The organism is Acinetobacter haemolyticus, assembly GCF_003323815.1.
Lineage (GTDB): Bacteria > Pseudomonadota > Gammaproteobacteria > Pseudomonadales > Moraxellaceae > Acinetobacter > Acinetobacter haemolyticus.
This window is the reverse complement of record NZ_CP030880.1, coordinates 1,972,929-1,992,829: the sequence shown is the minus strand read 5'-3', so window position 1 is coordinate 1,992,829 and position 19,901 is coordinate 1,972,929. Positions and strand designations below refer to the sequence as shown.

At 37.2% G+C, this 19,901-nt stretch carries 18 protein-coding genes; 3 read left to right on the top strand and 15 right to left on the bottom strand.

Annotated features, from left to right (window positions below):
• The first annotated feature begins 159 nt into the window (after positions 1-159).
• Entirely contained in the window at positions 160-651 is a 492-nt protein-coding gene (locus DS737_RS09135) for an Lrp/AsnC ligand binding domain-containing protein (protein ID WP_004638843.1), read from the top strand.
• Between the two features lie 43 nt (positions 652-694).
• Here DS737_RS09135 and putP read toward each other — a convergent pair whose 3' ends face one another.
• From putP to DS737_RS09110, 5 genes are all read right to left on the bottom strand, one after another.
• Positions 695-2,191, bottom strand: coding sequence for a sodium/proline symporter PutP (putP, locus tag DS737_RS09130; RefSeq protein ID WP_113997363.1), 1,497 nt, complete (start codon positions 2,189-2,191; stop codon positions 695-697).
• Positions 2,192-2,762: 571 nt separating this feature from the next.
• Positions 2,763-3,137: a glycine cleavage system protein GcvH gene (gene gcvH / locus DS737_RS09125; protein WP_004638847.1), complete on the bottom strand. Its 375-nt coding sequence runs from the start codon at positions 3,135-3,137 to the stop codon at positions 2,763-2,765.
• A gap of 96 nt (positions 3,138-3,233) precedes the next feature.
• Positions 3,234-4,259, bottom strand: coding sequence for an AraC family transcriptional regulator (locus tag DS737_RS09120; RefSeq protein ID WP_005080985.1), 1,026 nt, complete (start codon positions 4,257-4,259; stop codon positions 3,234-3,236).
• A 129-nt stretch (positions 4,260-4,388) separates the two neighbouring features.
• Positions 4,389-4,829, bottom strand: coding sequence for a MaoC family dehydratase (locus DS737_RS09115; protein WP_005080982.1), 441 nt, complete (start codon positions 4,827-4,829; stop codon positions 4,389-4,391).
• Positions 4,829-6,679, bottom strand: coding sequence for an ABC transporter ATP-binding protein (locus DS737_RS09110; protein WP_005090733.1), 1,851 nt, complete (start codon positions 6,677-6,679; stop codon positions 4,829-4,831). Before DS737_RS09110 ends, DS737_RS09115 begins: the two co-directional genes overlap by 1 nt.
• Before the next feature lie 190 nt (positions 6,680-6,869).
• On the opposite strand from DS737_RS09110, the gene DS737_RS09105 reads away from it, so the two are divergent.
• Together DS737_RS09105 and DS737_RS15995 are read left to right on the top strand one after the other, a co-directional pair.
• Positions 6,870-8,726 carry a non-contractile tail sheath protein gene (locus tag DS737_RS09105; RefSeq protein WP_113997362.1) on the top strand — a complete coding sequence of 619 codons (1,857 nt, stop codon included), beginning with the start codon at positions 6,870-6,872 and terminating at the stop codon, positions 8,724-8,726.
• 284 nt (positions 8,727-9,010) lie between these two features.
• Positions 9,011-9,187, top strand: a complete 177-nt coding sequence (locus tag DS737_RS15995; RefSeq protein ID WP_162784517.1) for a hypothetical protein — start codon at positions 9,011-9,013, stop codon at positions 9,185-9,187.
• A 150-nt stretch (positions 9,188-9,337) separates the two neighbouring features.
• On the opposite strand, the gene DS737_RS09100 is transcribed toward DS737_RS15995, so the two are convergent.
• From DS737_RS09100 to DS737_RS09055, 10 genes are all read right to left on the bottom strand, one after another.
• Positions 9,338-10,597, bottom strand: coding sequence for a mechanosensitive ion channel family protein (locus DS737_RS09100; protein WP_113997983.1), 1,260 nt, complete (start codon positions 10,595-10,597; stop codon positions 9,338-9,340).
• Between the two features lie 117 nt (positions 10,598-10,714).
• Positions 10,715-11,254 carry a DUF2058 domain-containing protein gene (locus DS737_RS09095; protein ID WP_004638861.1) on the bottom strand — a complete coding sequence of 180 codons (540 nt, stop codon included), beginning with the start codon at positions 11,252-11,254 and terminating at the stop codon, positions 10,715-10,717.
• Positions 11,255-11,257: 3 nt separating this feature from the next.
• Entirely contained in the window at positions 11,258-11,938 is a 681-nt protein-coding gene (locus DS737_RS09090; protein ID WP_113997361.1) for a YoaK family protein, read from the bottom strand.
• Positions 11,939-11,944: 6 nt separating this feature from the next.
• Positions 11,945-13,147 (bottom strand): serine/threonine transporter SstT, encoded by a 1,203-nt coding sequence (sstT, locus tag DS737_RS09085; protein WP_004638865.1) that lies wholly within the window; start codon positions 13,145-13,147, stop codon positions 11,945-11,947.
• Between the two features lie 192 nt (positions 13,148-13,339).
• Positions 13,340-15,046, bottom strand: coding sequence for a SulP family inorganic anion transporter (locus DS737_RS09080; RefSeq protein WP_113997360.1), 1,707 nt, complete (start codon positions 15,044-15,046; stop codon positions 13,340-13,342).
• Positions 15,047-15,114: 68 nt separating this feature from the next.
• On the bottom strand, positions 15,115-15,432 hold the full coding sequence (locus DS737_RS09075; protein ID WP_004638870.1) for an ArsR/SmtB family transcription factor: 318 nt from the start codon (positions 15,430-15,432) through the stop codon (positions 15,115-15,117).
• Positions 15,433-15,963: 531 nt separating this feature from the next.
• On the bottom strand, positions 15,964-16,530 hold the full coding sequence (locus tag DS737_RS09070; RefSeq protein WP_004638873.1) for a TetR/AcrR family transcriptional regulator: 567 nt from the start codon (positions 16,528-16,530) through the stop codon (positions 15,964-15,966).
• A 372-nt stretch (positions 16,531-16,902) separates the two neighbouring features.
• Positions 16,903-17,403, bottom strand: coding sequence for a hypothetical protein (locus DS737_RS09065; RefSeq protein WP_005080967.1), 501 nt, complete (start codon positions 17,401-17,403; stop codon positions 16,903-16,905).
• A gap of 24 nt (positions 17,404-17,427) precedes the next feature.
• On the bottom strand, positions 17,428-18,489 hold the full coding sequence (locus DS737_RS09060) for a linear amide C-N hydrolase (protein WP_113997359.1): 1,062 nt from the start codon (positions 18,487-18,489) through the stop codon (positions 17,428-17,430).
• A gap of 224 nt (positions 18,490-18,713) precedes the next feature.
• Positions 18,714-19,877, bottom strand: a complete 1,164-nt coding sequence (locus DS737_RS09055; RefSeq protein ID WP_008941501.1) for a cupin domain-containing protein — start codon at positions 19,875-19,877, stop codon at positions 18,714-18,716.
• Positions 19,878-19,901 lie beyond the last annotated feature (24 nt).

The window sequence follows — 19,901 nt, the reverse complement described above, 5'->3', positions numbered from 1 at the left end:
ATGCCTTGCTTGATGCAGTTTTAGTTTGCAGCGCGGTTAACAAATAAAATACCAACAGACTCTATCTCTATTGAGTAGAGAGGTTTAGATAATTTATCATTACAGAATAAAACCCGTATAACTCACTATATTTCGACCATTTTTTAGAGGAAAATTCAGTTGGATAGCCCAATTTATACTTTAGATCGAACTGATTTGAAAATTCTGGATATTCTTCAAACAGATGGGAGAATATCAAACAGTAAGTTAGCTGAATTAGTGAACTTGTCTCCGACTGCGGTAATGGCGCGCGTGCAAAAGCTGACAAAAGATGAATTTATTCTTGGTTACGAGGCAAAGCTCAATCCGAACAAGCTGAATGCAAATTTTTTGGTATTTGTTGAAGTGCTTTTAGATAAAACGACACCAAATGTTTTAGATGATTTTATTGATGCTGTGACCCAACATCCTGAAATCGTTGAATGTCATATGGTGAGTGGAGGTTTTGATTTTTTGATTAAGTTGCGTAGTGCTGGTATGGAGGAGTTTCGCCGTATAGCAGGGCAAATCCTATGGCAACTCCCTGGTGTCAAAGAGACGCGGAGCTATCCAGTGATGCAAGTTGTAAAAGACAGCTCTAAAATCAAGATTAAATCACGCGCAAAATACTAGATCAAAAAAAGGGGCTCGAAAGCCCCTTAAATTTATTGAAAAATTATTTCATTTCACGTGCATAGATTTCATCAGCTTGTTCAAAGCGATTAGTAACATTCGCATTTGGCGCTTTACCAAGTAAGCTGACAACAACAATGCTGATAAATGCAAATACAAAACCTGGAATGATCTCGTAAATACCTGTATCGCCAAAGAAGTTTTTCCAAACGATAACCGTTACAGCACCAACGATCATACCTGTCAATGCGCCGTTTAGAGTCATGCGTTTCCAGAACAATGAAAGAATAATCAATGGACCAAATGCGGCACCAAAACCTGCCCAAGCATAAGCAACTAAGCCCAGAACTTTACTTTCAGGATTTTGTGCAAGGAATAACGCAAGCATTGCAACCACAAGTACCATACCACGACCGATCCAAACCAACTCTTTTTGAGAAGCATTTTTACGGATAATGCCTTTGTACAAATCTTCAGTTAAGGCGCTCGAACAAACCAATAACTGGCAACTCAAAGTACTCATAACCGCAGATAGGATTGCAGCAAGGATGATACCAACGACCCAAGGATTGAATAGAATTTTAGTCAATTCCATGAATACAGTTTCAGGGTTGGCAGTAACTGCAGCGGCAAGTTCTGGATGCTGTTGGAAATATGCGATACCAACAAAACCAGAGCCAACTGCACCAGCTAAACATAAAATCATCCATGTCATGCCGATACGTCGAGCAGCAGGAATAGATTTGACTGAATCAGCAGCCATGAAGCGAACTAAGATATGAGGTTGACCGAAATAGCCTAAACCCCATGCTGCTGCAGAAAGAATTGCGACCAAACTTAAATCTGAAGCAAAATTATAAGCATGCGGGCGAGCTGTTTCTACTAAAGCAGCAAATTCTGCAGCACCTGCATCCAATGAGAGGTAGGTGATGATTGGGAGCAGCAACAACGCAAAAATCATCAAGGCTGCTTGGAAAGTATCCGTCCAACTGATCGCAAGGAATCCACCAATACAAACATAACCAATGGTTGCAAATGCACCAAGCATTAAGGCTGTGCCATAAGGTAAGTCGAATAATGTTTCAAATAAACGTGCACCAGCGACCATGCCAGAAGCACAATAAATCGCGAAGAAAACCAAAATAATCAAAGCGGATGTTACGCGTAAGATTTTTTTCTGATCATCAAAACGACCGGTAAAATAATCAGGTAGGGTAAGGGCATTATTTTGCACTTCGGTGTGTACACGTAACCGTCCTGCAACCAAGTACCAGTTGAGCCATGCACCAATAATCAAGCCAATGGCGATCCATGATTCAGATAGTCCTGCCAAGTAAATTGCGCCAGGTAAACCCATGAGTAACCAACCACTCATGTCGGATGCACCAGCCGATAATGCGGTGACAAAACTGCCTAGACTACGTCCTCCAAGAATATAATCATCAAGACTTTTGGTAGAAAAATAGGCGTACAGACCTATACCCAACATGGCAGTAATATATACCACGAACACAACAACAGTGGGATTAGAGAAATTCATAATGGATGCTTATCCTTATATATCCATAACGGTACAATCCCATCTGAATAGCCAAAAATTGATTTACTATTCTAATAAGACTGATAAGGTCACAGATTCAAGCATGAATGTTTTTTGAATTACTGTTATTTTTATGTTTATTTATTGTTTTTTTTGTGTAAATTTAATTAAGTGTATGAATATTAATTCCTTTATCTACAAATCAAGTGTTTTTCTTGCTTTTAAAAACCTGTAAAACTCATTTTTAATTATGTAAATCTTGTTTTTGGTTACAAATGTCTAAATTTTTTAGAGTTAAAGTGATTAATTTGAAGAAAAAATACCTAAAAGTACAAATGTAGAATAATTATTTTGAATAAAAAGTGAGTGTTTAAGTGAATTCATGGCTTATAGGAGCAGAAATAATACTGATTTTTACTGCGGATGAATTTTGCTTGAAAAGTATGCAATTCTGATTTATGGGAGGATTTGGGGTCTGTTTCACAACCTGCTTTTAGAGCTATAAATCATTCAGTGATCCATAAAAAAGCCCAGCATGTGTGCTGGGCGGCTGATTCAGGTTAGTATAAAGTTATAAACCCGACTCATATTCACTATTAGATAGAAGTTTTTCCACATCAGCCATATTGTCTGGCTTAATTTTGTAAATCCAACCTTTGCCATAAGGCTCTTCATTGACGAAATCAGGATCATCTTCAAGGTCTAAATTTACTTCAACCACTGTACCTGAAACAGGTGCATGAATATCAGAAGCTGTTTTTACAGATTCAACAATACCTGCTTGTTCAGTTGCAGTAACTTTACTGCCAACCTCAGGGGTTTCAACATAGACTAAATCACCCAACTCATCTTGTGCATGGTCAGTAATACCAGTTACAACCAAGTCACCTTCGACTCTTACCCATTCATGTGTGCGCGCATATTTCAAATCCGCTGGATGATTCATGACAACTCCTTAACAATTCGTCGTATCATTTTTTCTAGCTTTATACAGGTTTTTCAATAAAAACAAAAGCATCGATCAATGAAGCAATTTAGAAAATTATAAATATGGATCTTTACGCCAGTTACTTGGGCTACGGCCACTCCAACGCTTAAATGCACGGCTGAAATTGGCGACATCAGAATAACCCAACTCATCAGCAATTTGTTCTAGACTATAATCTGTACGTGAAAGCAGTGATGTAGCATGGCGATAACGGACTTCATCTACGAGTGTCGAAAAAGAGGTGCCTTCGGCTGCCAGTTGGCGTTTTAGGGTTCGATCAGACATATGCAAGCGTTCAGCGACATTCTCGATACTCAGGTAATGTTGTTCTGAATTGGTCAAAATGTCACGTACCCGCATCGCCAAACGACGTCTTTCACCTAGTGCTGATAATTCAGTTTCACACTGGTTGATCGCGATTTGACTGGCGATTGGATCGGCATTTACCATTTTTAAGCCGAGATATTTTTTGTCAAAACTTGAAATGAGATGAGGTTGATTAAAACGAATCGTACTACTTAACTTATCTTTATACTTTTCAAACCCTGTAGGCTCAGGGAAATCTAGATCCACTTCACCTCTTAAATCCTCAATCCCTGTTAAGGCTTTTGCCATGGTCATGATCCCGATGGTCAAGCCTAAGATGATTTCGGTGCGTAAAGGCTCAACTTCAATATCACATTGCAGTTGTAAAGTTGCTTTTGGCCCAAAGGTCGAGAAGTATAATTGTAGAAATGGTAAACGCAATTGAATGAATCGACTGGCGAGCGCAATTGCATCGGTAATGTCATGCGCTGTCATGATGGCATAGCCAATAAATCCATGAATTGAAATACGCATTTGCGTTCCGAGATGGAAGCCTAAAGTACTTTCACCTGTCAGACGCAATGCATGCTTCACCAATTCATTCGCAACGGGTGTAGGAATTCGATAATTCGGATCAGCCAGTTGTTCGCTTGTTAAATGAAATGGAGCGAATAAAGTTTCATCGTTATATCCCCAACGAGAAACAACATCTAATAGTAATAAGCCATAGACGCCTGGTATACCTTGATCTTGACGAGTTGAAGTTGTTTTCATCTGCTTTCCGTGGCGCTCATCAATTTTGCCAATATCTTTTAAACACTAAAGTCTTAATCATCTTTACATGAAATAAAATAATCAATCATAAAAATTGTTGGACAAGCGGGTCATTGCTCATTCAAAACATTAAGTCGGCTTTGTAAATACCATAACTTTGGTGGTAGATATTAATAACACATCACCGTTTTGGTTCAAAGCTTGTGTGACGTAACTGACAATACCACGATCAAGTTTGGTTTTAGAGGGTACAATTGCAGTAATTTCAACTTCAACATGAATTTTGTCGCCCGCACGAGTTGGTCTAGGCCAGCGTAGACTTGACTCAGTCCCTAAGAGACCACCTGCGATTGGAAAACATTCAGTCCATAAGCGCATCGTAACAGCAGATGTATGCCATCCACTGGCAGCTAGACCTTGAAACACAGGGTGTTGTGCAGCAGCTTGTTCATCTAAATGAAAAGGTTGCGGATCGTATTGACTTGCAAATTGCTTAATTTCTTCGAGTGTCATTTCATATTCGCGACTAATGAAACGATCACCAACATTTAAATCTTCTAAATACAACATTATTCAGTATCCTGAGCCACCACGCGCTGTTCTACTAAAAAACCACCTGTTTGGCGTTTCCATAACTGGGCGTATAAACCATCATTTGCAATCAATTCTTCATGTGTGCCTTGTTCAGCAATTCGGCCTTCATCTAACACAATCAAACGATCCATCTGAGCAATAGTAGATAATCGATGCGCAATTGCAATGACCGTTTTGCCAACCATTAAGTCATTTAAACTGCTTTGGATTGCTGCTTCGACTTCAGAGTCAAGTGCGCTGGTTGCTTCGTCTAAAATTAGGATAGGAGCATCTTTAAGAAAAACTCGTGAAATCGCAATACGCTGACGTTGACCGCCAGAAAGTTTAACACCGCGTTCACCAACAAAGGCGTCAAATCCAACACGTCCTTTTTGATCGGTGAGTTGGGGAATAAATTCTTCTGCTTTTGCCTTTCTTACAGCTTGTTGAATTTCAGCTTCAGTCGCATTTGGGCGACCATACTTAATATTTTCTGCAACAGTGCGATGTAATAAAGAAGTATCTTGAGTAACTAACGCAATATTGGCACGAAGACTGTCTTGAGTGACGTCATTAATATCTTGGCCATCAATCAGTATACGACCTTGGTTGATCTTGTAAAAATGTAGAAGTAACTGAATGAGGGTTGATTTTCCAGCCCCTGAACGACCGACTATTCCAATTTTCTCGCCAGGCTTTATGGTTAAATTCAAATGATCAATTACATTTTTTTGATTATAAGCAAAGCAGACATTTTCAAAGCGAATTTCACCATGATTGACTTTTAATTCTGTTGCATCTTGTTTGTCTTGAATTTGAATCGGTTTACCTAAAGTTTTCATACCATCTTGAATAGTACCGACATTTTCGAACAGCATGGTGACATGCCACATGATAAATTCTGCCAAACTATCGAGTTTGAGCACCATTGCTGTGGTCGCTGCAATTACACCTAATGCAGCTTGTCCTTGCGTCCATAACCAAACTGAAGTTCCGATGACACCAATAAAGAGAAATGCGCTGAGTAGGCGAATACTAATTTGATATTTTACACCTAGACGCATTTGCTTATAAACGGTGACCATAAACTCTTGCATCGACTCTTTGGCATACTGGCTTTCACGTCCAGCATGAGCAAATAATTTCACCGTTTGAATATTGGTATAAGCGTCAGTTACACGACCAGTCATAATTGAACGTGCATCCGCTTGCTCCTGAGAGACTTTTCCTAAACGTGGAATAAAGTAACTGGCAATGAGAATAAACAAAACCAGCCACACAATTAACGGAACAATTAATATAGGAGAGATCGAACCCAGTACGAGGCTGATCGTTATGAAATAAATAAAAACATAAACCACCATATCACCGAGAATCATCCAAAACTCTCGGACAGCCAATGCAGTTTGCATGACTTTGGCTGATAGGCGACCTGCAAAATCAGTGTGGAAGAAATCTAAGCTTTGTTGTAGAAGTAAATTATGAAATCTCCAACGCATGCGCATTGGAAAATTACTAAATAAAACTTGATGTTTAATGATTGCTTGCAAGCTGACAAAGAAAATATTGGCAAATAATATGCTTATTAAAATCGTAAGATTTTGTTGATTGGTTGCGAAGAAACTATCGGGTTGACTGCTACTGAGCCAATCAACTAGTTTACCTATATAAGCAAAGAATAACGCTTCAAAGCAAGCAGCCGCAGCCGTACAAGCAATTAACAAAAATAAATATGGTCGGATCCCTTGAGTCGCTTGCCAAACGAAAGCAAAAAAAGTAGTTGGTAGAGGTTTGTTTAAGTCTTTGGTGGGGTATGGGTCGACTAATTTTTCAAACCACTTCAACATTGTTTTTTCCTCAAGACGTAGACTTAGATTCAATGACTAAATGCTTTGCTATTATCTAAATGTATGTATAAAGTTTTAGCTTTAGCTGTATAGGATAGCAGAAAAATAAAGTAATTAATGATAATCAAACAAACACAATTTTATTATTCCTTAATATTAATAATTATCAATAACACTTGAGAAAAACCACATGCAACAATATTCTGATTATTCACAAAGTCCTAAATTAAAGATTGAGACTACTCAAATTGATCGTTTTAATCCAACGTATTGGCGGGTTGATGGTCCGCAAACGATGTCTTTTGCAATTACCAATTACTTAAATGGTTTTGAAGTGGTATTTAGGTCGCGTACCACAACAGATCTTGCTGGAATTGTTTGGGACTCACACGATGCAAAAGATCATAAGTTTCTGGCTTATGAAACGAAATATGATTACTCAGGAATGATCTGGGATTTTGATCTTGAGCTTTCAGCTTCCATGCCAGCTTTAAATAACGAAACATTAACCCCAACATTGACTGTGCATTACCGTGAGCAAGGTCAAGATAAAGTTGCTTATATCGTATTGTTTAATTATGCAGATCAACCTGCTTCACGAACTACACATATTCAGATTAACTGGGATACGGTAAAGGCAGGTTTTTCGGCGACTGATGATTTTCCTGTCACTCATATTAACCGTATTTCATTTTCAGCATTTACAATGAGTTATAACGGCCACTCGACACTTGCTTTGCCTCAAGCAGAGGATGGTTATATTCGAATAATCAATTCGGTTACTACAGGGGTGAATGCAAAATTAGCATTGAAGCGAGTCATCGTGGCTCAACACCAGCATGGCATTTGTACTAGTTATGATGATCATTATGATTTAAACCCTCAGCGTTTGGTGGATAATATTGAAGCCTTGGGTTATCAGGGATTGATGAACCATTATTGTGGCATGTCAAAGTATCCAGAGATGAAATGGCGCAGTGATCTAAATACTTGGCAGATTCCCGACACGCTTGTGAGCAATGAAAATGTTGTGAATCCATGCGCGCTAAAGTGGCATGAGTATTTTGCTAACGCGTTAGATCAAGCAAATATGCAACCTATCTTTGGCGTGAGTTTTGAAATGTATTCGCTTGCGGCAAATGAGCTCTGGGCGCAGCGGGACTGGCATAGTAATTTGGGCCGAACTGGATATGAGCCGCCAAGTTATTTTTTTAGTCCCTGTGATCAAAATGCAATGGCTTACCTACACAAAGCTTTTATTGAGTTTTCTGATACATTGGCTGCAGCGGGATGTGAGGTCAATATGCAGATCGGGGAGCCATGGTGGTGGTATAACCAAGGTACTGATTTGCCGTGTATTTATGATTTTCCAACTAAGCTGGCATTTCATGCGGATACAGGATTATACGCACCAGATGTTGGAACCATCTATGAGGCTATGCATAAAACGGGGACACCTTATGATGAATTCAAAGCATGGCTGAGAAATAAGTTAGGGCAAACATGTCAAGATCTACGCACTGTAATTAAAGCAAAGTATCCAAATGCGAAAGTTAGTCCGTTAATTTTCTTTCCGACGTTACGAACACCAATAGAAACACTTGTGACAGATATTAATTATCCAAGTCATCACTATGCGTATCCAAACTTTGATTATATTACAACTGAGTCTTATGATTGGATTTTAGAGGCGAAATTAAGTTTGTCACATCAGGTTCTCTCTGAAACTCCAGTACAAGAATTAAACTACCCAGCTGACAAGACTGCCTATTTGGCAGGCTTTGTACCAGACGCCTCTATTGCTCATCTTTATGGTTTTGATCGTACTAAACCTTATCAAACACCGATTTGGCAACGTATTTTTGGTGACATGGAAAATAATGATGTGTTGGGATTGTTGAAGCAATTTATTTGGGCTTATCCGCAAATTATGTCGGATTCAATCACTATTGATATTGAACAAGCACCGGAAGGTTTTTTTATTCAGCAGGAATATCATTTACCTGTGAATGACGACACACCTTATCCGCCAGAAATTTACTTATAACTTGATTCTTTTTTGCAGCAATTAGCTTTAAATTAAGATGTATGATCATCTGATTTTGAGTTGATTGCTGGGTAATTTAATTTGGAATATATATTTCTAATAATGTGAATAGTAAATTAAAAATTAGTTAATTACTTTTAAAGAGGTCAGTTACGAATTTTTTTAATTGTTTTTTATGATCATAGACAAGATAAATGGTTTAAATTGAGCGATAATCGCACTGGATTTTTTGCATAAAACGTGGATAATTGTGACTTGTTACACACTTATACGGAAGTGAAAAGTTGAAAAGAGTTGGAAATTTAGGCGCTTGTTTATTGTTCATCGCTGGTGTTTTTTTCTTGGTTATGGGGATTCCTTCAACCGATTTTGTTCTTATCGCAATCGCAATTGCACTGATGGTTGCTGCTTTCTTATTAATTTATGAGTTTAATCTAAATTTATTTAAGTGGAACAAATAACATTATTCAGTATAAGAGAGGCTCTTTAAGAATAAATTAAGAAAAAAGATTAAGGGTTTAGATATTTTTCCCATTATAAGTCAATTTAACCTACCTATGGCTTGAGTCTTTGCTGCATAGAATTTAGTAAAAACTCAAGCCATTAAAAATTTAAGTCATATTTTTAGTGTCTATATGGTCGTTGTTAAGGTTTTGAAAATCATATCCAGACGGTGCTTGGTAAATTCTTAATCCAAACTCTGGGATAATTGCAATTAAATGATCGAAAATATCAGACTGAATTGCTTCATAAGAAGCCCAAGCAATTGTATTGGTAAATGCATAAATTTCTAGAGGTAAACCTTCACTAGTGGGTTGTAATTGGCGAACCAAGATCGTTTGATTTTGAGCAATGCCGCTATGTTGACGCAAGTAGAACTCAACGTAAGCCCTGAAAGTCCCTAAATTAGTTAAGCGTCTTTGGTTATATCGAGATTGGTTACTTAGGTGATTATTAAATTCTTGTATTTCAGATTTTTTAGAATCTAAGTATTGATCCAATAATAAAAAGTCTCTCAGCTTTTGTTGCTCTTCTTCGCTCATAAAATGAACACTACTTTGATCAATGAACAGTGAGCGTTTCATACGGCGGCAACCTGAGTTACTCATGCCACGCCAGTTTCGAAAAGTATCTGTAACTAACTTATTCGTTGGAATGGTGGTGTAGGTTTTATCAAAGTTTTGAACAGTCACAGTATGTAATGACATATCAATGACATCGCCATCAGCATTTAAAGATGGCATTTCAATCCAGTCTCCAATACGAACCATATCATAAGATGCGATTTGTACACTCGCTACCAATGAAAGAATAGTGTTCTGGAAAACCAACATCAACACGGCTGCCATTGCACCAAAACCAGCGAGTAGGGTAAATACATCTTTTTTAAGAAAAGTACCCAAGATCATTAGACCACAAACCACAAATAAGATCAGCTTAACAAGCTGTAAATAACCTTTGATCGGTTTGTTTCTTGATTTTGGATTACGTTGATAGATCAGATTAAAAATATTGAGTGCTTCACTTACTGTCAGTGCAAGTGTAAGGAAAATGAAAGCTTGCGCGCCCATTTGCACAAAACTGACCACTTTCTCTGGTAGATGAGGGACAGTCGTAATTCCATTCATAATAACAATGGCTGGAACAATATTGGCAAAACGGCGGGTAACACTATGTTGTGCAAAAATAGACTGATTTGGGGATTTAAGTTTGGTAATTAAGTGTCGTATTCCACGAACAATGATTCGTTTAGCAATAAAATTTGCCAGTGCTGCAAATAATATTAGAATTGTTAAAGCAATCAACATTTCCAATAAAGGATATTGACTCAACTCAACTTTTATTTCACGGATAAAATCTAAATAATTCAAACCCAAACACCTTACGATTCTTTAAGCAAGAATTGTAAGGTGGAATTGTGGGGATATTATTTTAAATCACAGTTTATATACGATTTGTAAGACGTTTTTACATAATATGTGCAGGATTTACCACATGAGATCATCAGGAATAACATAGGCTGCATACGGATCATCTTCGTCGGTAGTTTCATTATTTTGTTCGCTGTTGTTGTTCACCAAGATAAAGCCCTGCATTTTTTGATTGATTTTATCTGCCAAGGCTTTAGGGAGATAGGCGTAACTTTCTTGATCTTTTGCAATCACAAGTGAACCTGAAACAAGCGCGTTATATACTTGTTGAGATAGATAAACTTTTTTAATTTTATTGTCATCAATAAATTGGTAGGCAATATCACCTTCAGTTTGTAGAACTTTGTGTTGTTTGATCATTTGAATGATCGATGCCTTTAGTGCTTTTTCTTCTAAAATACGTTGTTTTTCTGAGTTTAATGCTTGGTCTTTGGCGATTTTTTCTTGTTTAGCTCGATCAATATCGGCCTTTAATGCAGCGTCATCATTTTGTCCAAGACGTTGTTCATGCTGAACTTGTTTAGTGAGCTTTTTCGCTTTTTTATTATCCACCAAACCTGCTTTTAATAACTGAGCTTGAAGTGCATTTTTAACCATGATTTAGTCCGAATTTAAATTTGATGGAGAACGAAAATAATAAATCCAATATGCCACACTCATTATTAAGCTTAAAGCTGTAGAAATGAGGAAGGTTTGTAATTGTAGGTAAGGATAGAGCATGCTGGCAAGCACACCACCGACTAAAAAACCGAAAAAAATAAGTAAGTGAAGAAAAATGCGACGTCTTTCTACATGCAATCCACGGGCTTTATAACCTAATGCTAGGCCGATATCAGTGAGTACACCTGATAGGTGGGTAGTACGAATAATTGCACCCTTATAGTGGCTGACCATTGCATTTTGAACGCCCATGGCGACGCATGCCCAAAGTAAACCATATCGTGGAAAATAAGGAATAAGTAACCATGTTAGAAATAGGGAAATCGCGACTAGACTTAATGGAAAGCCATAATGGCGACCAAGCGCCACATTGCCATTGCCTAGAATCAGTCCACTATAAAATGAACCAATCACATAACAAATCAAAACGAGGCTGAGATAAAGAAGGTGATCTGGCTGCCAATTCACCAAGCTCATTGCGAGTAGGCTGGCATTTCCTGTCATGTGGGAAACAGACTGGTGAAGTACGGTGAATAAACCGAGAACGTTTACCATCCCTGCATTCAATGCCAATAAAAAAGCACCCAGTTGAATCCAGTTTGGTAAACGTTGAAAAGGCATACTGACCTATGAGTCTTGGCGGTTTCTAAAATCTACGGCTGCAGTAAATAGAACGTCAGTCGATGAGTTAAGTGCAGTCTCAGTTGAGTCCTGCAATACACTAATAATCATACCAATCGCGACGACCTGCATGGCAATCTCAGATGATATACCAAATAAGCTACAAGCAACAGGGATGAGTAATAATGAACCACCAGCAACACCCGAAGCACCACAAGCAGAAACTGCTGCAACGACAGATAAGATGACCATAGTACTAAAGTCTACGTGAATACCAAGTGTGTTCACAGCCGCTAACGTTAAAACAGTCACTGTAACAGCAGCCCCGGCCATGTTAATGGTTGCACCAAGTGGAATGGATACACCGGCAGTTGCTTCATTGACACCTAAGCGATGTGCAAGGTCTAAGTTTACGGGAATATTTGCCGCCGAACTGCGTGTAAAAAAGGCGGTAATTCCACTCTCTTTTAAACATTTGAAGACCAGTGGATATGGGTTCGAACGCATGGTGATTCCAACTAAAATTGGATTTATCACTAATGCGACAAAAATCATTGTACCGATGAGAACCATCAACAAATGTGCATAGCTTGCTAAGGTTGCAAAACCAGCATCTGCAAAGGTTACTGCAACCAAACCAAAAATACCCACTGGTGCAAAAGCAATCACGATATGGATAATTTTATTGACCGCATTCGAAACATCAGTGAGCACATGTTTTGTATTGTCAGAACTGTGACGTAAAGCTAAGCCAAGACCAACAGCCCATGCTAAAATACCGATAAAATTAGCATCACTGATTGCTTGTACTGGGTTTGCAATAAAACTCAGCATGAGGTTCTTTAAAATCTCAGCCAGATTGCCGGGTGCTTGTAGTTCTGATTGCGCCGCTAAATGTAAAAACAGTTGACTTGGAAAGAGAATACTCGCAATTACTGCACTGAAAGCAGCAAGAAGCATTCCTAATAAGTAGAGTGTTAGTACTGGTTTTAAATTCGCATTTTGACCGACTTTGAAGTTTGCGATAGAAGAGAGTACAAGTACAAAAACTAAAATTGGTGCGACAGATTTTAAAGCCTTGATGAATAACTCACCTAATAAACTTAGGTAAGGTGTGACATTTGGGAAGAGCAATGCCACGCCGACCCCTAAAAAAATAGCGATAATAATTTTGCTAACTAAACTCAAGCGAGACAATACATTAAACATATGAAGGCCTTATAAACCTATGCACGATTTAAGGTTAAACAAGCGCCGTATTCTATACCTAAGAACCGTGAATATTAAAATTTTTTTTGCAAGCGAATTGCTTTAAAAATAATTTAAAAAATAACACAATGTTTTTAAAAAGTATTTTTAAAAAATATGCCATATCTTTTTGAATAAAAAAAGAGCTATAAATTACTTTTTTGTCGTGCTGCTTTCCGAAAGTTGTTGTATCGCTTGGTAATGCGTTAGAAAAACTTGTCCAGACAATTCCTTGATCAAAGCTGATTTGATTAGCTTTTCCATCACAGGACTTTTGACTTCGGAAAGGTGTAGTTGAATATTTAAAAGTGATAACTCTATGTTTATTTCCTCCAACATTTCAAGCGCACTCAGATCGATGTTGCTGATGCTTGAGCAATTAATGACAACGTGCTGTAGTTGAGGGTTTTGACTCACGTGAGTAATGATGTAGCCTTTCAGTACATGTGCGTTGAGAAAGCTTAGATTTTCATCAACACGAAATGAAACGATATCAGGCGAGGTAATTACTTTATAGTGAGATATATTTCTAAAATGCTGCGTGCCTTCTACTAATCCGATCACCGCGATATGTGGTCGGCTGACACGCCACAGTAATAGTACAAACGTTAAAATAATTCCAATGATTAATCCTGTCGTGATATCAATACAGGTTACGCCGATAAAAGTTGCCCACATTGCCAAACCATCTGCTTTTGAATATCGCCATGTCTCAATAAAAGGACTCAGTGTTATCAACTTCCAGATAGAAACAAAGATGGTTGCAGCCAAGACTGCTAAAGGTAGATTTTGAAAAAATCCGGTAAAATATAAACTGACAACGATCATCAAGATGGAAGATAGAACACCTGCCATAGGGGTTTTTGCGCCAGCATCAGCATTGACTACAGTACGAGATAAACTACCTGAAACTGCAAAACCAGAGTTTATGCCAGCAGCAATATTGGCTAAGCCAAGAGCGATTAGTTCTTGGTTGCTGTTTAGATCGTCACGTTTTTTTAGCGCAGTTGCCTGTGCTATGGCCAGTGACTCAATAAAGCTAATCATGGCGATCATAAAAGCACTGGGAAGTAATTTTATTACCAAATTCCAGTTCCACGATGGAAAATCAAAACTGGGTAAAGCTGAGGGGATGACACCAACCGTTTGAATTGAATAATGACTGCTATTAATGATAAATGTCATGATGAGAATAGAGCAAAGTAGAATCAACAATGGAATGATTCTGTTTATAAAACCTGATCGAATTAATTTAGGCAATAAGAACAGTAAGACAATTGAAATAATTCCGATACTAAAGTTACTTAAACTAATTTGATGAAAATTTTGTTGAAGACTAATAATAAACTCAGGAATATTGTTCGCTTGTAAAGGAATGGCAAATAAGAACTTAAATTGTCCCAAGGCAATTAATAAAGCAGACGCGATTATAAAACTTTTGATCACGGGGTGGCTAATCAGTTGGATTAAAAATCCAAAACGGAAAATGCCAAGAACAAATGAGATCAAACCAACTAAGACAGCAAGTAGGCAGGCTGCTTCAATATAGGCTTGAGATCCCACTGTAAATAGGGGATTCAATGCTGCAAAAACCATCATTGAAATAATGGCAACAGGACCGATTGAAAGTGTTGAACTACTGCCCGTAAAGGCATAAATGATCATTGGCAAAATACTTGCGTATATACCCATGATTGGAGGTAGTCCTGCTAACATTGCATAAGCCATGCCTTGTGGGACAAGCATAGCAAGTACGATTAAGGCTGCGACTAGGTCAGCCTTAAAACTTGCTGTTTGATAATGACTCAACCATTTACGAGCTGGAAATAATCTATCAAAGTCAGGCATTAGCAGTTTCATGCATAATATTCTAAATCATAAATTTATATATATTATGCAGAAAAAATGCTAAACAAAGGAGAGATAATTTAAACTTCTACTTGGGGACAATAATGTTTATATAAGGTTTCTAAAAGAATACTGAGTTTGGGATCAAGGATGGAGTAAAAAATTTGTTTACCATCTCTGCGAGTAGACACTACTTTACTTTTACGCAACATCATCAGTTGTTGTGAAAGTGTGGGTTGAACAATTTTTGTTACTTCGGCAATTTGAGAAACATTGAGCTCTTTTTGAGTTAGATGACACAAAATGATTAATCGATCAGTATTTGCAAGAGATTTAAGTACATTTACAACGATATCAGCAGACTCTCTCATTGCCTCAATTTCAAGATCCTTTTGCATACGCTCATCACTACCAGAAAACCGGGTCTAGTATAAGGTGAGAAATGGGAAAAAATGTAGTAAAACTGCATAATTGCAATGGATTTTAATGACATATCATATCAAAAAATCTAATAAGTATATGTGTTTTTGTGATTTATATCTCAAAAATAATGGTTATTATAGATGTAATTCACAAAATAATTTTTATTGCTTAAAAATGGATCAATCCATTCTGATGTAAGTAGTAATTATTAATTTTTGTTAAACAATAAAATTAAGTTGTTAATATATCTAAAAATATGCAAAAAATTAAAATAATGATTGTGCTTTGTGAAAAATTGTATACAATTGCCAATAAGACAGAATAATCTGTCTGCATAAAAAGGATCGGAAATGTGAAAACATAACCGCCAGAGGGTAATAATACTTATTATTCTTTTACACTCAGACGCAAGCGTGAGCCAGAAAAATAATTATAAATCACGCTTTATTTTTTTATCACATTATTTTTTATAAGCTATCCCTCTATGACTAAAGGGATAGAGCTGTTTATGTTAGTGCTTGCTCAAAACTGATTAATTGATTTACACGCTTCCAATACTCATTAATATCGACTGAGCTTTTGTTGACATGTGCCTGTATTGTCATACCATCAAGTATGCTTACAATGAGTGTTGCCAGATGGATTGGATTTTGAATCCCAAGATTCGCAAGCAAGTTTTCAATGAGTGCCGTCAACCAAATTTTATATTGTGTTGCTGGTTCCAAAGTCGAAGGGTAGATTTTAATAACTTCTTCGAGTGCTTTTTGGAACATGCAGCCGTTAAAATCGTCACTATTGAACCATGCTGAATACCATTCAAAAATTGCTCTAAGCTGTCCCAAATGATCTGTTGGGTCACACTCTGCTAGTGTTAAATTTAACGAGGCTTGTAAATTTTGATTGCGTTGGATCAGACATTCTTGAATTAATTTTTCCTTGGAAGGGAAATATTTGTAAAATGTCATTTTTGCGACATTAGACTCGCTTATGATCCGATCAACCCCAACCGAATTGTAACTATGCGAGTTAAACAGTCGTAACGCTGTGGTAATAATATCTTCTTTTTTTGACATATAACGCCTCGAGTTTGCTCGTCATCAAGAGCATCTTTTTGCATTTCATCATGCAATTTTGGCGAATAGTCTACACCGTATCAAATAAATATCATAGCGAAAAATAACAATATTTATTTGATTGATTTTAAATTTTACAACGAAATAGACTAGTTAAAAATAACAGCATGAATTTATAATATTAATATCGAAACTGTATATATGAGTTAATAAGAAAATATAAAAAATAAATTGTGGTTAACTTTAGTTTATATAGATAGTGAGTAAATAACTAAGCATATAAGTTTAAATAATAATCATTTGCATTTTTTGAAATTAAAGATCAACTGTAGCAATACAATTGATCTCTAATTATGTGTAAACAAGGAGGGGCTAGCGGGTGAGTTCAGTTATGAGTTGTGCAAAGTTATGGTAAAGCATAGATTGTTGCGTTGGGGTATAAACTGAACGTTTAATTACGCCTTTATTGGTATCTATAGCAAGATCCACATTTTTGGCGTTTCTCAACTCATACAAGAATGAACTCGGAATAACGAAAGTGTTGGATGAGCGCTTTGGAATCAAACGGTTTATATATTTTTGCTGGGTCGGTCCTATAGGTGCATAGGTAAATGTTTTGCCATCGATGGTAAAAATAATGTTACCGATATCATAATAGTCATAACTACTAGTCAGTGCGACATCAAGCTTAAGTTGTTGTTTGTTTTGCTTGTCCCATTCAACAACCACACTCGGACAAAGTTCATTCGCCTTACAGGTTAAAGAACCTGCTGTTGCTATAAGATCATTGCTGTTACTACTTGTTGATGTTACTGGTGTGACACAACCAGCAAGTGTGAACGAAAGACCAATTAAGACAATGATTTTTTTCATATCTGAATTCTCTTGGGTGAATTTTTAACGTGAATGGTGTAGCTGAGGACCAAGAAACTCAAATGGCTTGGCAATTTTAAATTGATTCGTGGCATCACCAGCAAAGGTATTCTGTTGATCTTTGCCAAGATCAAGTTTACGCGTTATTCCATCTTTAAAATTAATTTTCTTTAAATCTATCCAAAAAACATTTGGTGAAACTGCAGATTCGAAGAAATATAATTGCTGTTTATGATCTGCTACAGTTCTCCAGCGTGTTGAAGAGATATTCGGTTCTTCTGCTGTATTTAAACCATAGGGTACAGATGCATTGCGAATAACACTAAATACAGAGGCGATAGCATCTTTTGGATTATCATTTTTAGGAATTGCATTGATATAGAATGATGCGCGTGCAAATCGATCCGCCGCACGATTTGTACCAGGTAACATAACGGTTCCACCTATTTGCTGCCAATAGGTATTCAATGCGAGTTGCTGGTCAAAGGTTGGTGAATTGGTCATAACTTGGTATTTCTTATTATGATGAATGACTTGCTTACCACCAATATATTCAATAATTGCACTATCACCAGTTTTATCTGAAATCGACAAGTGTAATGTTGTTAGGCGTTGCTCACCAGGAACGTTGTCTGTAATTAGATCAAATGGTTCTTTCTCTAAGGTTTTAACTGCTTCAGCTACTGTTGAGAAATTATCAAGTACGTACTGTGCCCAAGCGGAGATACTCAATTGTGGTTTGTTCGATTTTTTAGTGTCTGGATATTGAGATTCTACTAACCAAAGCACATTTGCCACTAAGCCCGCTTCATTCATTCCATCTGTTGTCGAAATATCATAGCCAGTTGCGATCACACTACCGTATTTGGATTTCCATTTCAGTGATTTTGGTCCAGCATTGCTATCGCGTTCGATACCACTTGGCATAATCCAAAGGTTTGTTCCGACATCAACCTTCCAATCCATTGAGCGGGCAGTAATAATATGATCATTATTGCCTAAATACACCGCTCTAGTGCAAGCGTGAACCGTCTGAAGAAAGAGGGAGGATGCAATAAATGAACAAACTAAGGTTTTTTTAAGCATGATTGGCTCCGTTGTAATCAAAAAATAATTAGCTTTAATGTATGTTTAATATTATTAATAAACAGTTTATAAATTTTTTATTGTTATTCAAATATTAATATGTAATTTTTATACCAATAATTGGATTACAACTTTCGAGTATAGTTAATGACCTGTAATAAAACGACATAGTTGATGTGTTTCATATACTTCCATAAATATACTCGAAAGTCGTTGCTAAAAAGTTAGTTTGGGGGCAAAAGCATCACGATTGCACTATTGAGCAATTGAGCTATATCTTCTAAAACTTCATGTTGATTGAATTGCTCATTAAACTCTAAGCTTTCACCATCCGCGATTTTCTTTAATTCATTTTCAAAATTTTTGGACACACATACATTTTCACTATTTGCCCAGAAATCTAAACTGTCTCCTAGTTCTCTGTAGAGCAGTCTCGATGCTGGTTCTAAAATTAACTGATAACCAGTCCCAATGACCTCCAGTAAATCTTCTGTTGTAATTTCTTCAGGTTCAGGAATGCTATTCGGGTAATTTGATTCACTCATATAAGACATGATTGCCGCCTCAAATTCAGGGGCTTGAGTAAGGTAATCTAACAATTGCGCTTTTAAATAGGCAAGTTCAGTACTGTTGATCTTACCGATTGGAGCAGTGTGTTGACGTACAATGTCGATGAGTGGTTTTTTAAGTATTTCATTTTCAGCAAACTTATCACTGACCTGATCGATCATTTCTGAAAGGTTTGGCATACGGAAGCCAAAAGAAAATGTTAAACAGTCATCTTCTGCAACACCATAATGTGCAAGTCCAGGTGGAACGTAAAGTAAATCGCCAGGTGCAAGCACTTCGTCAAATTCAACATGCATGTCCGTGAGAAGTTTTAGTGGCTGATCAGGAATAAGCGCAGTTGTTTCATCACATTTTTGGCCCAACTGCCAACGGCGATGACCATAACCTTGTACTAAGAAAACATCATAAAAGTCAAAATGTTTGCCGACAGATCCTCCTTTAGGTGCATAAGACACCATAATGTCATCACGTCGCCACTGTGGAATAAAAGGAAATTTTTTCCATAATTCTGCGATATCAAAAGAGTAGTGGTCTACTGCTTGTACCAAGAGCGTCCAAAGATTCGGTAGTTTTTGGAAGTCACCTTTGGTTAGTGGTGATGATTTTACATGCCATTCATTTGGATTTTTATTTTTTTGACGGATTAAGCGAGCTGTAACATCTTCTTCTAAAGCGAGTTCTTGAACATCGGCTGGTTCTAATAGACCAATGATCTCAGGCATTGCATTGCGTACAAGTAAAGGTTTCTTTTGCCAATATTCAGCAAGAAATTGTTCTGCAGTAATACCGCCTAAAACCGTCAAAGATTGTTGAGACATAAGGAGAAAACCGAAACGTATAAA

Coding starts and splice junctions, on each gene's coding strand:
- DS737_RS09060 (WP_113997359.1), bottom strand. CDS start 18,489: ATGCTTAAAAAAACCTTAGTTTGTTCATTTATTGCATCCTCCCTCTTT.
- DS737_RS09080 (WP_113997360.1), bottom strand. CDS start 15,046: ATGAAACTGCTAATGCCTGACTTTGATAGATTATTTCCAGCTCGTAAA.
- DS737_RS09075 (WP_004638870.1), bottom strand. CDS start 15,432: ATGCAAAAGGATCTTGAAATTGAGGCAATGAGAGAGTCTGCTGATATC.
- DS737_RS09110 (WP_005090733.1), bottom strand. CDS start 6,679: ATGTTGAAGTGGTTTGAAAAATTAGTCGACCCATACCCCACCAAAGAC.
- DS737_RS09070 (WP_004638873.1), bottom strand. CDS start 16,530: ATGTCAAAAAAAGAAGATATTATTACCACAGCGTTACGACTGTTTAAC.
- sstT (WP_004638865.1), bottom strand. CDS start 13,147: ATGTTTAATGTATTGTCTCGCTTGAGTTTAGTTAGCAAAATTATTATC.
- gcvH (WP_004638847.1), bottom strand. CDS start 3,137: ATGAATCATCCAGCGGATTTGAAATATGCGCGCACACATGAATGGGTA.
- DS737_RS09115 (WP_005080982.1), bottom strand. CDS start 4,829: ATGTTGTATTTAGAAGATTTAAATGTTGGTGATCGTTTCATTAGTCGC.
- DS737_RS09120 (WP_005080985.1), bottom strand. CDS start 4,259: ATGAAAACAACTTCAACTCGTCAAGATCAAGGTATACCAGGCGTCTAT.
- DS737_RS09065 (WP_005080967.1), bottom strand. CDS start 17,403: ATGAAAAAAATCATTGTCTTAATTGGTCTTTCGTTCACACTTGCTGGT.
- putP (WP_113997363.1), bottom strand. CDS start 2,191: ATGAATTTCTCTAATCCCACTGTTGTTGTGTTCGTGGTATATATTACT.
- DS737_RS09090 (WP_113997361.1), bottom strand. CDS start 11,938: ATGCCTTTTCAACGTTTACCAAACTGGATTCAACTGGGTGCTTTTTTA.
- DS737_RS09095 (WP_004638861.1), bottom strand. CDS start 11,254: ATGGTTAAAAATGCACTTCAAGCTCAGTTATTAAAAGCAGGTTTGGTG.
- DS737_RS09055 (WP_008941501.1), bottom strand. CDS start 19,877: ATGTCTCAACAATCTTTGACGGTTTTAGGCGGTATTACTGCAGAACAA.
- DS737_RS09105 (WP_113997362.1), top strand. CDS start 6,870: ATGCAACAATATTCTGATTATTCACAAAGTCCTAAATTAAAGATTGAG.